At 22.5% G+C, this 15571-nt stretch carries 14 protein-coding genes, 1 tRNA gene and 1 pseudogene; 3 read left to right on the forward strand and 13 right to left on the reverse strand.

The genetic code is table 4. From position 1 onward, the window contains the following. Positions 1 to 1225: 1225 nt before the first annotated feature. The 9 genes from ACE38S_RS01315 to ACE38S_RS01355 form a co-directional block, all read right to left on the reverse strand. A complete protein-coding gene (locus ACE38S_RS01315) occupies positions 1226 to 1375 on the reverse strand; it encodes a hypothetical protein (RefSeq protein ID WP_374696032.1) in 150 nt (49 codons plus the stop codon). 39 nt (positions 1376 to 1414) lie between these two features. After that, entirely contained in the window at positions 1415 to 1759 is a 345-nt protein-coding gene (locus ACE38S_RS01320; RefSeq protein WP_374696033.1) for a hypothetical protein, read from the reverse strand. Beyond that, positions 1743 to 2210 (reverse strand): hypothetical protein, encoded by a 468-nt coding sequence (locus ACE38S_RS01325; protein WP_374696034.1) that lies wholly within the window; start codon positions 2208 to 2210, stop codon positions 1743 to 1745. Before ACE38S_RS01325 ends, ACE38S_RS01320 begins: the two co-directional genes overlap by 17 nt. 63 nt (positions 2211 to 2273) lie before the next feature. Then, positions 2274 to 2474 (reverse strand): hypothetical protein, encoded by a 201-nt coding sequence (locus tag ACE38S_RS01330; protein ID WP_374696035.1) that lies wholly within the window; start codon positions 2472 to 2474, stop codon positions 2274 to 2276. A gap of 176 nt (positions 2475 to 2650) precedes the next feature. Beyond that, positions 2651 to 2812, reverse strand: coding sequence for a hypothetical protein (locus ACE38S_RS01335; protein ID WP_374696036.1), 162 nt, complete (start codon positions 2810 to 2812; stop codon positions 2651 to 2653). Further along, positions 2803 to 3114: a hypothetical protein gene (locus ACE38S_RS01340; RefSeq protein WP_374696037.1), complete on the reverse strand. Its 312-nt coding sequence runs from the start codon at positions 3112 to 3114 to the stop codon at positions 2803 to 2805. Before ACE38S_RS01340 ends, ACE38S_RS01335 begins: the two co-directional genes overlap by 10 nt. 116 nt (positions 3115 to 3230) lie before the next feature. Beyond that, complete coding sequence (locus ACE38S_RS01345) at positions 3231 to 3356, reverse strand: hypothetical protein (RefSeq protein ID WP_374696038.1); 126 nt, start codon at positions 3354 to 3356, stop codon at positions 3231 to 3233. A gap of 69 nt (positions 3357 to 3425) precedes the next feature. Then, a complete protein-coding gene (locus ACE38S_RS01350; RefSeq protein ID WP_215825551.1) occupies positions 3426 to 3578 on the reverse strand; it encodes a hypothetical protein in 153 nt (50 codons plus the stop codon). Between the two features lie 308 nt (positions 3579 to 3886). Beyond that, positions 3887 to 4189, reverse strand: a complete 303-nt coding sequence (locus ACE38S_RS01355; RefSeq protein ID WP_374696039.1) for a replication/maintenance protein RepL — start codon at positions 4187 to 4189, stop codon at positions 3887 to 3889. A gap of 2186 nt (positions 4190 to 6375) precedes the next feature. Here ACE38S_RS01355 and ACE38S_RS01360 point away from each other — a divergent pair. From ACE38S_RS01360 to ACE38S_RS01370, 3 genes and pseudogenes are all read left to right on the forward strand, one after another. Then, positions 6376 to 6451, forward strand: a tRNA-His gene (locus ACE38S_RS01360). 496 nt (positions 6452 to 6947) lie between these two features. Further along, complete coding sequence (locus ACE38S_RS01365) at positions 6948 to 7139, forward strand: DUF402 domain-containing protein (RefSeq protein WP_374696040.1); 192 nt, start codon at positions 6948 to 6950, stop codon at positions 7137 to 7139. A gap of 549 nt (positions 7140 to 7688) precedes the next feature. Continuing rightward, positions 7689 to 7883 (forward strand): annotated as a pseudogene (locus ACE38S_RS01370) (family 1 glycosylhydrolase). Positions 7884 to 10340: 2457 nt separating this feature from the next. On the opposite strand, the gene ACE38S_RS01375 reads toward ACE38S_RS01370, so the two are convergent. From ACE38S_RS01375 to ACE38S_RS01390, 4 genes are all read right to left on the reverse strand, one after another. Continuing rightward, positions 10341 to 13352: a 2-oxo acid dehydrogenase subunit E2 gene (locus tag ACE38S_RS01375; RefSeq protein WP_374696041.1), complete on the reverse strand. Its 3012-nt coding sequence runs from the start codon at positions 13350 to 13352 to the stop codon at positions 10341 to 10343. Positions 13353 to 14181: 829 nt separating this feature from the next. Next, positions 14182 to 14307, reverse strand: coding sequence for a hypothetical protein (locus ACE38S_RS01380; RefSeq protein ID WP_374696042.1), 126 nt, complete (start codon positions 14305 to 14307; stop codon positions 14182 to 14184). Then, the gene (locus ACE38S_RS01385) at positions 14291 to 14413 is read right to left on the reverse strand and encodes a hypothetical protein (protein ID WP_374696043.1); all 123 of its coding nucleotides are present in this window, start codon (positions 14411 to 14413) and stop codon (positions 14291 to 14293) included. The genes ACE38S_RS01380 and ACE38S_RS01385 overlap by 17 nt, the downstream gene beginning before the upstream one ends. 725 nt (positions 14414 to 15138) lie before the next feature. Beyond that, entirely contained in the window at positions 15139 to 15321 is a 183-nt protein-coding gene (locus tag ACE38S_RS01390) for a hypothetical protein (protein WP_374696044.1), read from the reverse strand. Positions 15322 to 15571 lie beyond the last annotated feature (250 nt).

The raw sequence follows: 15571 nt of genomic DNA on the forward strand, positions 1-15571 counted from the left end.
TGATTCATGGATTGGGATGCCTATAAGAACAAAAAAATAATATTTGGGTATTGTTTTCATTATAAATATGATGGACATATTTACACAACGGACAATTTATCATTTCGGCACCTCTTTCTAAAAAAACAAGATATTAGTTATCTTGTTTTTGTGTTATTTTTATTATTTTTGTTTTGTTTTTTATTTTCAATTAGTTCTCAAATACAAAATAACAAATCAAATATTATTTTTCCAATAAAAAGAATATCCACAACAACAAGGATAATGTATATAATTAAACGGAAAAAAGCAATCTGTATTCCTCATTCGTTATACTGAAAACTAGATCATGGCCATATTTTAAAATAAAAAACAAAAATGTTGTTGTTATTGTTATCAATAAACTCGTTAAACAAATTTTAAAAATATCATTTTTTCCTCCTTTTTTAAAAAATTTTTTCACATTAAATTTATTCCTTTCTTTTAAAATTTATATATAATTTATTTAGATTTATATTTTAGTATTTTATTAAAATCAAATTAATGGGGTAAAAATGAAAAAAAGTACTAAGCATTTGTTTGTTTGAATTTTATATTGTATTTTCATATTTTCGAGTTTTATTATTATTGCTGTGCCTTTGTTTTCTATCTTATTTTCTTTATTATTATTAATTTCAAATTTTTTAATTAAATTAGAAAATCAAAATTGATTATTATATACTATTTCAATAGGAATTCCATTTTTTTCAATATATTGTTGGTTTATAGTAAAGAGTAATTTTGGATTAATAATTGCTAATAAATTTTGAATATTAAATAATCATAAAATATTAACTATTAAACATTTAGATATGTATATAGAATTAAAAAATAAAATAAAAAATCAATGTATAGAATATGAAATTAATATTGAAAATCATTATTTTTTAAATAAAATAGATAAAATTATAACTAACTATTTAAATTTTTTGAAATAAAATAATTACTTATCTTGTTTTATTTTTTTTGTTGTCTATAAATTCTGAAATTTCACTCAAAGTAAATACTATAAACAAACCAACAAAAGCAGAATTATAACAACAGAAACAAATATATATTGAAAAAATTAATAAGTTTTCACTTGAATATCATTCTCTACATAAAATTAAAACTGTGGTCATTAAAACACACATTATAATTGATATGCAACTAAAAAATAATCTTAATTTATTAATTTTATATTTTTTCACATTAAATCATTCCTTTCTTAATTGTTTTTAATTTCATCTAAAATAATTTTTGTATTTTTAAACTTTGTTTGAATTTTTTCTAAATCTTTCTGATCAAAATCACTATTTTTAATTTCGTTTAGTAAATTTAAAGCACTATTTAAGTTGTTAATTTGGTTTTCTAACAACTTAATTGCTTGTTGTTTTTGTTCCTCAGTAAATTTGTTTTATTTTTGACATAGTAAAATTTGATACTCACAATTATTTAGTTCAGACATTTTAATAAATTTTTCTGCTTGTGTTTGTTTTAGTTCTGTTTGATAATCTGTTTCGTTTTCATAATCATTTTTACTATTTTCAAATTCTTTAATTATTTCATCATATTCTTTGGTTTCTGCTGTAATTTCTTGTTTTAATTTTTCATAGTAAAAAACATCTTTTATTATTGGTTTATTCGGTTTTTTTGGTGGTAAATATGGTTTGTTATTTGCAATATTACCACAACTAATCAAATTCACCGTGTTTGTACACGATAACAAAAATATTGATAACAAACTAATTATTTTTTTCATATTTGTTGTATCCTAAATAAAAACCATTATCTCAATAATTGGGGTTATCAATATTTTCTAAATCTTCTAGTAATTGTTTTAATTGTTCTGATGTTAATTTTTGTTGTGTTGTTTTATTATCATAATGATTGTTATATTCATTTAGTAAATCATTATTAGCATAATTTTTGCTTTGTAAATTAAACTGTTTTTCATTTTCTTGTTTTAATTTTTTAAAATATAAAATTAAATTTTTTCCCACAATATTACCATTTTTATTATTAACCCTACTATGAACCATATAATTTTTATTTTCATCAATTTCTAAACTAAAATAATTTTGATAACTTGATAAACCTAAACAATTTTTATCTAAAACAACGCAATCTTTTTGTTTGTTTATTAAAATGTGTGTTTTATTATTTATTTCTTGTGAAATTATATTTTGGTTTAAATAAATTTTTTTTATCATATTTAATACCTCACTTTATTTTTTACATTTTTGGCATTTATAGAATTTATTAAGCGTTAATCATTATGAATTTAAAATAGCGAACTCTTGTTCACATCTAATACAGTCAATAATTATATTTCCATTTAATTTTGCTTTTGGTTTTGAATAATCTTTTTTATGATAATCACCTCGCTTTTTTGCTTTTAATTTTATTTTTCCTAAAATTAATATCCAATAGTAGTTTAAAAATAAATAATTAATTAAACCATAGAACCGCTTCATAACTAACTGGTTCTATATTTTTGTCTGGATCTTTTTTCAATTAATATCAGATAAATGATTTACCACTGTATAACCAAATTTATCTTCAACATAATTTTCTATAATTTCATTTCACGATTTTTCTTGTAATTCTTTAAACTTTTTGGTTAAATATTCATCAATATCTTTTATATTATCTATTGTTCCACTTGATCAGCAATATCTCCTGTTCAATATTGTTCTAAAACAAATTTATATCAAAAGTTTGCTTTTTCTTCATGATCGGTATTTTTTGAAATTAAATCCGTTATTTTATAATGATCTTTTATATTATCTGAATCTTTTATAACTAAATACATGTTTTATCCTCCTTACTAGGTAATTTGTCATATAATGAATTATCTTTTAATTCTCAAGTTGTGAAGCTTGTATGACCTTTGGAACTAAAACTGGTATTTGCTATTTTCTTAAAATCTTCTTTAAACAATCGTTGTTGTTTTAATTCTTCAATTTCACTACCTAAATTTTGGTTAAAATTATGTGCCATATCTATTTGTTGTTTAAAACTATTTATTTCTTGCTCTTTTTCAGCAAGTTCTTTTAAAAGTGTTTCGTTTTCTTCTTTTAGTTTGTCAAATTTAATTGATTCTGTTATATTCATTATTTAAAATCCCCATTTCCAATATAATTATTTTTCGAAAAAAAATTATTGCTGTATCATAAATATTTGCAATCAACGCCTATTTTATAAGATATTAAGTTTTAAAAATAAAAATTTTAATATTCAGTATAATAAACATCTTCAAATCATTTTGTTTTTTCACGATGGTTAACTTTGTGAAACTGCTTTGGTGTTCCACATTTTTGGTATTTAATAAAAGTATTTTCAGACATATTTTTCATCTCCTTTATTTTTTTATTTATCAGAAATAAAAAACCAACTATTTATTAAAATTAGTTGGTTTAATTTTTTTATCTTATTTGATTTAAGATATTTTCAATATTGTTAACTTTGTCAATTAAAGCTTCCATAATTTGTTCTAAATTGCTTAAATTGTTTTCTGTTGTTGTTTTAATTTCGTTAATTAAATCACTAATTGTATTTTTGATATTATTTTCGAGCATATATATTTTCCTTTCCTCATTTATTTTTTTGTTATATAAAAAGAGAGAGAGTAAGACAATTGTTTACTCTCTCTCTTTTCTTTTTTGTTTATCACTAGTTATTTATTAAATAACTTTATTGCTTTTCCTCATTTAGGCAGAGCTTCCCTTAGGCATTGGTTTGGTTAATCACTTGCGACTACTCTTCTGCCCCGTGTAGTACTAATTTAATTAGTTGATTAACCTTATCAGATATCCTCCCACTTCGTTTATTTTTTAGTGTTCCAGCTTGACCACTTTGTGAAATTTCTTACATCTATATATATTTCCTAATTTTTGATATTAATAATTTTCCATTTATTTTGTTTAAAAATTAATTTTTTAATAATTTGATGATTATTTTGACATTGCAAAGTTAAAAATCAAAGTTTAGCATTTATTTTTTGTTTATTAATAAATTCCAACCTTGCCAAACAATGCCGAGCATATTTTTTACAATATCAACCACCTTTTCTATTTTTGGTTAATTTTGTAAAGTACTCATTGATATAGCACTGGCATTTGTTAATCAGTGTTGATTTATTTTTTACTTTAATTTTTAATTTTTTTTGACAGAGTTCTTTTAAAGACACTCGCAAAACCTCCTTATAAATAATAAGATTTCTAAATTTTTTTATTGTGGAACACTTACCCTTTGACCATTGCAGGTTAAAGATTTATTCCCAAACCACGATAACTCTTTTATATTGCCTAAAAGAATTGCCCACATTGTGTCGTAGCGGTACGGCCACCCCTATATTGTTTATCCTCGCTTGCTTGGTTTAACGACATTCCAAGTAGGAGAGTTTTATTCGGTTGGTTTTGCTATTATTTTTTTAAACTAAGCAAGGTTAACGACAATTTTAACCTAATTAAAAAAGACTTATTTTATCTCAGTCTTTTTCTTAGTAGTTTTTTTAAAATTATCACCAAACGATTTCTTTATGCGGTCGATACTAACTAATTTTTAATCATAAGTTGGTGGTTAATAACTACGAAATTAGCAACGTTTTAAACCGTGAATTTAATTATAATAAACAAAACAAACCCAATGAAGTTGTTGTTAATGATTTAACATATGTTTAATGTGGTGCTAAATGACATTATCTTTGTTTGTTAATTAACTTGTTTAATCGTGAAATAATTGGCTATAGTGTCGAGACAAATAAAATAGTACAACTAGTGCAATAAACCTTTTATTCAATTACAAGACCATTAAAACAAATTACGTTATTTCATACTGACTGGAGTAATGAATTTAAAAATAAAATCATTGATAATATCTTAAGTACTTTTAACACCAAACAATCATTAAGCAATAAAGGCTGTCTTTATGATAATGCTGGGGCTGAAACAATTTACAAAAGTTTTAAAAAATAATTTGTCAAGTAACAAAAATTTATAAATTTAACCCAATTAAAATACAAATTATTTGACTTTGTGCATTGATATAACAATATTCGAATTCACAGTAGTTTAAATTATTTAATACCTGTTGTTGAATTTATAAAAAAACAGACCATATAAGAATGTCCTAAAATGGTTGTTAATCCATTATTTCCTGAATTGTAAATATATTTAGGACACTTTATTAAATATTTTGTATTAAATTCAATGAATTTTTATAATTTAATGATTTTCTTGGCATTGAATTTATTTTCAATGCTATTTTATTTAAGTCATCTTGAAAAAAATATTGATAAATCTATTTATTTTGGTAAACTTTGTCTCAAAATTTAATTATTATTTTCGTTTAATTCTATTTGGCCAGGACAACTAGCATCAGCAAAATAAACTTTTATTTTACAAATATTTTCAAATTTTTTACTTGTTAAATTATTTACCAAGATCAAATTTAATTGTTTTTATTGTGCCAGATGGTTTGTTTAAAATAAATTTTATTATACTTTCTATGACATCTTTGCTTTTGCTATTATTTAGTTACTAGCGAGATTGATGTTTTAAATCATATATTGGCTAAAGTTATAATTGCTGTTTTATGGTTTTCACCAACTATAGTATCTCCTTCTAGATGACCAAAAACATTTATTGCTTTAATATTTGGAAATTCAATATTACGTTCAATAATTGTTCGACAATTATTAACTTTTCTGTGGTTTTCTATTTTATTATGTGATTTATTTTTACCTTTTCTTAATAAATTTTTTTATTAAAATTATAACGGGAAAAGTTAAACATAAATAAAGTCTTTGAACAGATAAAATTTTTGTCAATATTTCTTATTATATTTGTAATAATATCTGGTGAATAGTGTTCATAATTAACTAAATAATTAATAATTTCATAGTAAATTTTATTTAATGTTTTTTGTTTGCAACCGGCTTTTTTTTGTTTTTATTACTATTTTAATAAATTTCAATTTGGTTTAAACCAGAGCCAACATTTTATAAATTATATGGACAGTTTTTTACTTTGATTTATTTCATAAGCTGTTTTTCTAATTTAATAATTAAAATTTTGATATTATTGAATTGAAATTAATTTTTTATTGTGATTTTTTGATACACTGTGTTATTTATCCTTTTTTAAATTTAGATTTTAACACAATATTTTTATTTATTTAAATATCCCATTAATTTTATATTACCTGAATTATAAAATTAATGTTAATAAATATTAATATAACAATCATTTTCATTAACAACTTACTTATTTTTTGTTTATAAAAAAGTAATGTTTTTGAGATGTGCCGATGATTCTATTTACATTTTTTTGTTTTAAGTTATAATTAATGAGGTTATTTATATAATCAAATATGGCGGTTGTGGCGAAGAGGTTAACGCTCCGGATTGTGGCTCCGGCATTCGTGGGTTCAAGTCCCATCATCCGCCCCATTTTTAACTACGAGATAAGTATTTTTTTTTATTTTTAGATTGATAATTTAAATAAATATATAGATTTATAATTTTCAAAATAATTTATTTAAAAGAAAAAAATTTCTAATTAGTTAAAAACCGACCGTTTAATTAATAAATACAACTGATATAATAGAAATGTTGACGTATTTAAAATATAATTTTATTTTAAAGTAATTAATATCAAAATAAAATTATATTTTATGGCAATTTAATAAATTTATATGATTTTTTATTGTATTATTTTTAATCGTTTTTTACTGTAATTTTAAGAAATCAATTATAGAAGGCAACGTGTTATGGATTCGTTACAAGTTTGAAATAGTGTATTAGTACATAATTATAAACAAAAAAAATAATGGCTCAGTTTACCAAAATTGATAATCAACGGTTGTCTTCTTATTATAAGAAGAATATATTGCATTAGTAAATTAAGATGTTAATGTTACATAATTAAATGGTAAAAAGTTAAAAAATGAACCAGCAATTTGGATTTTTTAATCGAAAAAATTGGAGTAATATTATTTGTATGTTTAAAGATACTGGAACTGGGATAAATTACTATTGTAATGTTGCATTGCCATTTATTATGGATCAATATATTAATTATGATTTAGATATTAAATTTTTTGCTGGTGGTAGTTATAAAATTTTAGATTTAAAATAATTTAATTGAATTGCTTGAAAATATAGTCGTGATATTGTTAATGCAATTTGAACAGAAATTGATAATTTAAAATATTTAATTAAAAATAAACTTTTTATTTTCGAACATAGTCAAGCCCAATAGTTATGGAAACAATATTTGAAATTAGAAGATAAAACAAATAAATAAAAATTATTGTTTTTTTGTATTAAACACTATAATGTAAGTGTCTTTGGAAGAGATATTTCTAATGATACAGTATAATTTTAAGAAAAATTTTTTATGAGAGAGCCCCCTCCTTTATAGTTCACAAACAGGAAGTGCTTTTTTTTTGAAAATGGAAAATTTGTTTCAAATTGAGATCATTGATTTAAGTTATAAAAAATATTGCTTTTTTAATTAGTAACCTTATTTAAATGATTGTTATCATTGTTATCAATAAGATATTAAAATTGTCAAATAATTAAGTTTTAATTCATTACTAACATCAATTAAATGAACACACCTAATTCCTTGTGGAAAACAATTAATCCAAAAGGAGTTGAATTTTACAATAATGTAATTAATGAAATGTTAAATAATAACATTAAACAAATTATTAATTTATTTCATTTTGATATGTTGTATTGATCACAACAAAAAGGTGGTTGACTATCAAAATAAGTATTTTACGCTTTTGTGTTTTATGCAAAAACTTGTTTTGAATTATTTGGTGATCGTGTTAAAATGTTTACAACATTTAATGATCCAATTGTGGTAATTTAAGGTAGTTACTGATATGATTGATATTTTATAAATGAAATTAATATACAAAAAGGGGTGCAAGCTCAACACAATATACTTTAACTGCTTTTAAATGAGCAGTTAAAGTATATTGACAATTAAAATTAAAAAGATAAATTGGTTGTATTTTAAGAATTTAACCATATCCCCAATTTATCATAATCAAAATAAGGCTGATTTACAGAGGCGTTAAAATGACACGATTTATTTACAACAAATTATTTTTTAGACCCCGTGGTAAAAAATACTTATCATGAAGAGTTAAAAAAATTGCCCAAAAAATATCACTTACTAGCTATATGAAACGCCATAACGACTTCTTAATCTATACCAGGGATGAGAAAAAATCTTTACAAAAGCAATTTATTTAACATTAATTAATTTAAAATAACATTATAATAATATTCCTGTTTATATTTCAGAAAACGGGATGGGAGTTAAAAATAAATAACGCTTTTTAGAAAAGAGGACTATTAATTATCAATACCGTATTTATTTTGTGGGAACATTTAGATTTAATTTATCAAACAATTAAGGGAGGTTATAATTGTTTTGGTTATCATTTTTGAGCTTATATTGATAATTAGTCATGAGTTAATTTTTATAAAAATCGGCATGGATTTGTTCAACTATATTTAATTAAAAATAGGAGATAATTTTAAAAAAATCAAAAAGTTTTATTGATGAAGTTTCTGCAACCGGTACTTTAAAATATATTATACATAATTTTAATTTAAAAGTTTAAGATATAAAGATTACCAATCCATAACGCTTAATTGCATTACGAAAAGAGTATAAAATGATTATAAACCACACAAATAAGAGTTTAATTAATAGTTTTTTATGTGCTTCACACTATACCGCGAAGCATCCAAAATTTTAAAATTAATTCACAGTATTAAAATCAAAAAACCTTTACCAAAAAACTTTTCATATGTTATTAACAATGTTAGCTCAGGATATTAAACCCAATCTAACATATGTTGATTTATAAAATTATATGTTTTATCATGCTGGAACAAAGGATAAAAAAACGATAAATTAATTTGTCCTCTTTTAACAAGAATGACGAAGTATCATTATAATGATTTACAGCGTAAGCTTGAATTAGTAATAATTTCCCGGTTTTTTAAAAAAGGGCCAAGCAACGAAGATTATTTATTTAGAAATTATTAAAAGCTTAAAAACAAAAACAGTTTACTTGGAACAAATTATGTAAAATAATTATATTAAAGCATAAGTTATTCGATTTGATATGCAAATGTATCAGTTAAAATATAAGTTAGATTTATTATATCCTAAACAATTAGTTAATTATCAAGTGAAGATTAGTAAATATAAATAATGTTTAGCGACAATTCTCTTGTTTTATTAAATAAAATATTTTAAACAAAACCAACTGGCAAAATAAAAACAATTACATTTGATCTTAGTAAATAATTCAACAAGTGAAAAAAACTTTAAAATATTTGTAAAATAAAAGTTTATTTTGCTAAAATGTTGGTTGTCCTGATCAAAAATAATTAAACAAAAATAATAATGAAATTTTGAGACAAAGTTTACCAAAAGGAATAGATTTATCAATATTTTCTCAAGGTGACTTAAATAAAATAGTATTGAAAATAAATTCAATGCCACAAAAATCATTAAATTATAAAAATTAATTGGATTTAATAAAAAATATTCAATAAAGTGTCTCAAATATATTTACAATTCAGGTTATATAATATATTAAGTACATATGTATAGTATCCATGGAGTAACAAAATATAAAAATAGTAGCAAAATGTATATCATTAATAAAAACAAAATTTTAATTTAATAATTAATAATTCGTAATGTTAAATTTCTTTGTTTCGCTAGTTACGTTCAAACTGAAATGGATGTTATTAACAACTTTTTAAATAAATATAAAGATAAAAAAGGCAAACCATAATGTTATATGCATATATCGGGTCGATGATAAACGATAAAAACATTTATAAAATTGATAATGATAAATCACGAAATATTAATGGTAAAACAATCTTATAAAACATTATTGAAAAAAATTTAACAAATATTATTATTTTAGTTTTTCGATATTTTAATTAAATTTACAATTTACCCAAATACTTAATTAAAAAATGATATGCAATAATTACTTGCATTATTCTAAATTATGCCCAATTATAAAAAATTAATGAACAAATTAAAATTGAAATATTATTATGGTTATTAAACTAGATATTTTTAATATTTTTACGAAATCTTTTAGTTTTTAGACAAAAATAAAATAAATATTGTATCTAGATTAATTTATCGTAGATACTTATAATTAATTATTACTATAATAATTAATCGCACTAACAGTGTTTTAATTTAATTAAATAGTTTAATTATTAAAGGAAAAATTTATAGTTATAAAATTTTAAAAAATTAAAAATTAATAAGATTTTTTTATGATAATGTAATTAATTCTGGTGACTCTAATATTTCTTTTGATCTTGTTAAAAAGATTCCCGCTTCCGCAGCGTCAATAATTCGTTGATCGATTGTTAAAGAAAGATTCATTATCGAGCGAATTACTAATTTATCACCTTTAATAACAACTGGTTTACGAACAATGCGACCAATACCAATTACAGCTGAATTAGGGTAAAAGATTGTCGGTGTTGCATTAACTGCTCCAACCATTCCATAGTTTGCAATCGTAATAGTGCTTCCTTGTAATTCATAATCATACAATTCACCTTGACGTAAACGTTCAATTATTTCTTGAATATTAATTGCGATTTGTTTTAAACTCATTCGTTCAGCAAATTTAATAACTGGGATTACTAATCCTTCGCTAGTTTCTGTTGCTAAACCAATATGTTGAGAATTTTTAATTACAATTTGATTTGTTTTTGAATCATAATATGAATTTAATTTTGGATATTTACTTAAAGATAAAGAAACAGCTTTTACCAAGAAACTCATTGTTGAAAAACGAACACCATGATCAATATTAGCATTTTTTAATTTTCGTTGTTGGTCAATTATTGATGACATATCAATATCACCATTAATTGTTAATGGTGGAACATGTGTTTGTGACATAATCATTGATTTAATTGCCGGATATTTTGTTGATTTAATTTCTTCTCTTGTTTCTAATCCTTGTGATTCAATTTTACTATTAGTATTAATAATACTTAAATTATCGTTTAACGGTTGCACTAAGTTTCCATGCACATTCGAAGTTATACTTTCTTCTGTATTAAATTTTTTAACTTGTAAATTATGTGCTCCCTCGTTATTTTCATTGCCTTTTTTAATATTTTGTCTATTATTGATTTTAAACTCTTTTAGCATTTCTTTCAAAATCGGATCTGGTTCATTTATTGTTTTTAACATTTGTTGCATTAACATATATTGCATCATTTTATCAAAATTTGTACCATTATAATTATCACTGTTATTACTATTTTTATTACTATTATTTATCTGTCGTAAACTTTTAATTTCTCTCAATAATTCATTTTGCTTATTATTTTGTTCTTGATTAGCTAAACGCTCTTTTAAAATTGCTAATTCAATCATAACATTATTATCATTTATTCCTGGTTGGAATGATAATGGATTTGGTTCACGATTATCTTTACCATTATTTTCCTTTGGTTTGAATTGTTTTGATAATTGTTGTTGTTCATTTGCTGAACCTTGTTGAATTGCATCAATAGTTACTTTATTTTGTTCTGAATTATGACTATTATATTTATTATTTAACATTTCATATTGTGACTCAATTTCTTCAAAAGAAGGACGACGATAATTACTAATTCCACCTAAGACTGAATCAACCTCAACATTTGATTTTGCAATTTGTTCCATTCTTTTCTTAATCAACTCTCGTTGATTTTTTGTTTTTAAAATTTTTTCTCGTTGATCATTATCATTTAATTTTTCATATAAACGATCACGATAAGATTTTAATGGCGAAAAATTGCCTGTTTTTTTAATTTTTGCTTGTTTTTCTTTGCTTGGATCAATTGTATAACCATCTGATGAAATATAAATTTCATCAGATGGTTCATTCTTTTCATCCGCTTGAAGCGTATTAACATTAGAGTTATAACCACTATTATAACCACCACTTTGTGTTTCTGGTGGTGATATGTTTCTTTTAATTAAATCATTAATTCTTCCTTGTACAATATTACGCAAAATTTTAGGACGACCATATTCATTTAAAAAGTCTGTTGAGCTTTTTGAACTATCCGCTTCTAACGATAATTCGTGAAAATCATTATTATTATGCAATTGCTCACGACGTTTATTTACAAGATTACGAAAACTAGCATTTTGATTTTTACCACCCAAAAATTCTGCGGCATTTACTGGTTCTTCGTCTTGTTGTTTTGTGGTATTAACTAAATATTTATCATATTCTTTTGTTTGATTTTCTTCTATTAATTTTGTTTGGCTAATTGGAACAGCGTTAGTAACAATGATTTGTGGCGAAAGTGATGGTGATGGTGGTTGGTTTAAACTATTATTTTGTGCTTCAAAATTACTTTTTTGAAACATATTATTATTTAAATTAGGAATATTAACCATTGTTGCCTTTACATCCCCCCTTTTTTTACCCTGGTACATTGGGTTATTAACTGTGTCAATTGAAGGGATTTTCTTCTGATTATTAATAATATAATTATCATCAATATTCAAATTTTTAAATGACAAGCTTCGAGTTTTCTTAAAGCCGAATGATAGTCCTGTTTCATCTCAACGTTTCTTATTTTGTCCTCTTGTTGTAATGGGTTGTTTAAAAGTTTGATCTTGTTGTAATATATTATTTTGTTGTTTAAAATAAATTGATTGATTTTTGTCCGGATTTGGTGAAAGGTAAGGATCATTATTAATAATAATTCCTTTGGGTAAAAATTCTTGCTCATTATTTTGTTTAAAAATTTGAGGCATTATTTGATTATTAAATGGTTGCTCATTAATTAATGTAGTTCTTGATTCAATTGCCGTTTCTTCATTATTATGAAATTGTTGTTGATTTAATAACGGTGGGGTGAAAGTTGGATGTAATGTATCTTCATTTGTGACACTAATTCCTGAATAATCATCTTTTTCAATGTCTTTTCATTTTGTTCCAAATTGACCATTTTTTGTTGTTGAAAACTTTATCCCTTTTTTATTTAAACGTGTAGATTCATTATTCGCAAGACGCTTAAAATAATACTTTTCAATTTCATCTTCAGTTGTTAACAAATAAGCAATAATAGTATTACTTTTAATTTTACTGCCTTCTTTAATTGGTTTAACAACAATTCCATTTATTGGGGCTGTAATGATTGATTGGCCGTTTTCACTTTCAATTAAAGCAATTTCTTCACCTGATTTGACCTCTTCATTTTGATTTAGGAATTTCTTTAAAATTCCTCTTTTTTCTAATGTTAATACTCTAATTTTTTTCATTGTTTCTGATTACCCCATTCAAAAAACTTAATTTTTTTATTAAATTTAGTTTAACCACTTTTATACCAATTTTATTACAAAATGATTATATCATATTTTTTCCTCTTTTGGGCATAAAAATTAAAAATAACATTATACACAAAAAATAAAAAAAATGCAAAATTTTGCATTTTTTTTATTTTTTTTATTTTATTATCAAATTCAGTAATATGCTTGGTCTATGTTAAATTTTTTACTAATTTTTTTGTTTTAAAATAATTAATGTTCAAATCGTTTTTAAAATGTCAACTGGTTACATAATTAAAACAATGTAAACAATATCTAAATTAATGTAAAATGTAAAATTGCTAATAACGGTACCGGATTAATTATATAAATAAAGCATCTAAAATAAAAGCATTTAGAACAGCGTCCCAATTTTAATAATTGAATAACTTGTGGCAACAATCATTATATAAGGAGGAATAATCATAAGCCACAAGCAAAAGTATTCAATGGGCAATTTGGAAGGTATCGCTGGTATTATTGGCAAACAATAACTCTGGTAATAACTCGTTCTCCGTCCATCGGCAACTAAAATTAACTCCACAATAATAACTACTATAAACGATAAAATAACTAAATTTGTTTGGTCATATAAATTATTTTGGGGTCTTAAATTAATACCTTAAAAATTGTGGAGTGATATATATATATATATATATATATCACTTACTTAATTAGATTGTATTACTTTCAATTTTATTGTCAATATATTTTTGTATTTTTTTTAAATTTTTCCACAACAAAAATACATTTTTATTAAAATTATTTAATTTATTATATAAAACTAATAAAAATATAAAATTGGTTGTAAATTATTATTTACAAAATTATTAACTGAATAATTAAATTTATTTTCTTCTAATAGTTGTTCATTGCTATTAAATAAATCAATTTTATTTTTTAATCCCATCCATACTAGCATTTAATTTATTTCTAATAGTTTTTTCACTATAAATAGTTTTTTTGATCATAGTACCTTTTTTTAATAAATGAGAAATATTACCCCCATATGACAACTAATATTATTTTATAGTGTTTGATTCATGATTCCTTCTTCATTATTTTTAATTAATATAATTGTCTCTTTTAATAATTTAATTTTTGCTTATTTTATAAAAGAAGTACTGCTTTCTAAGCATTCTAATAATTATTCATATTTATCATTAAAAAATAATCAACGGTTTTATGATTTGTTTCTTTATTTTGTTTATTTTTAATTTGATAGGATATTTTTTTTAAAATCTACTTGTAAGATGGAAATTTATCTATGGTGTAATTAACTTTATTTTTAGATAAATATTCTTTAATAAATTTTGCAATATTTTTAATTTAAGGCGCATCATCTTATAAAATCATAATTTCAATATTGTCATTAATATCATAATAACTTGTAATTAATATAAGTAATTTACTAACAAAATTAGTTAATTTACTATTTTTTTTAATATATTCTGGAATATTATCTGGTTCTATAACACCTAATTTATCTTTAATTACAGGTTTTTTTTAGTTTATTTTGCTTTATTAAAGCCAGTATGAACAGTTGAAAATATACTATATTATTATTTTTTTTATTTTCATTTCACATTTTTAAATAAGTTCCATCAATTTGAATATATAAAATATGCGAAATATCTATTTTTTTTATTAATTTTATTAATGTAATATTATTCATCTGTTTTTGCGTTTTTCATAATATTAAATATTGTCATTAAACTAATTTTTAAATGTTCCATAGTATCTAAAATATCCTTATATCTTTTTTTTCAGTAATAAATAATAATATTTTTTCTTTAACATCATTAGTTACTCTTTTTCATTTTTCAATTCCAACAATTAAATCTAAAATAAAAACACATTCTTCTTTACCTGTTTCCTGATTAATTTTATAATATTCTGTATAGGTTCCGATAAGTTTGACCATATTTATGTGGACTTTCAAATAAAATATAATTATGAAGAAAGTAGGAATATAAAAATGGGAAGAAATTCATATACCGATGAATTTAAAAAAAACAAATTGTTTTACTTTATCAAAATGGCAAAACAATTCTTGAAATTTTTAAATAATATAAGGTGTCAAAATCAACTATATATCAGTTAATTGAAAAATTTCATAATTCTGGATTTTTTAAAGCAAAAGATAATCGCACTATTGAAAAAAATTAACTGAT

The sequence above is a fragment of the Spiroplasma endosymbiont of Polydrusus formosus genome (genome assembly GCF_964263245.1).
Classification (GTDB): domain Bacteria; phylum Bacillota_I; class Bacilli_A; order Mycoplasmatales; family Mycoplasmataceae; genus Spiroplasma.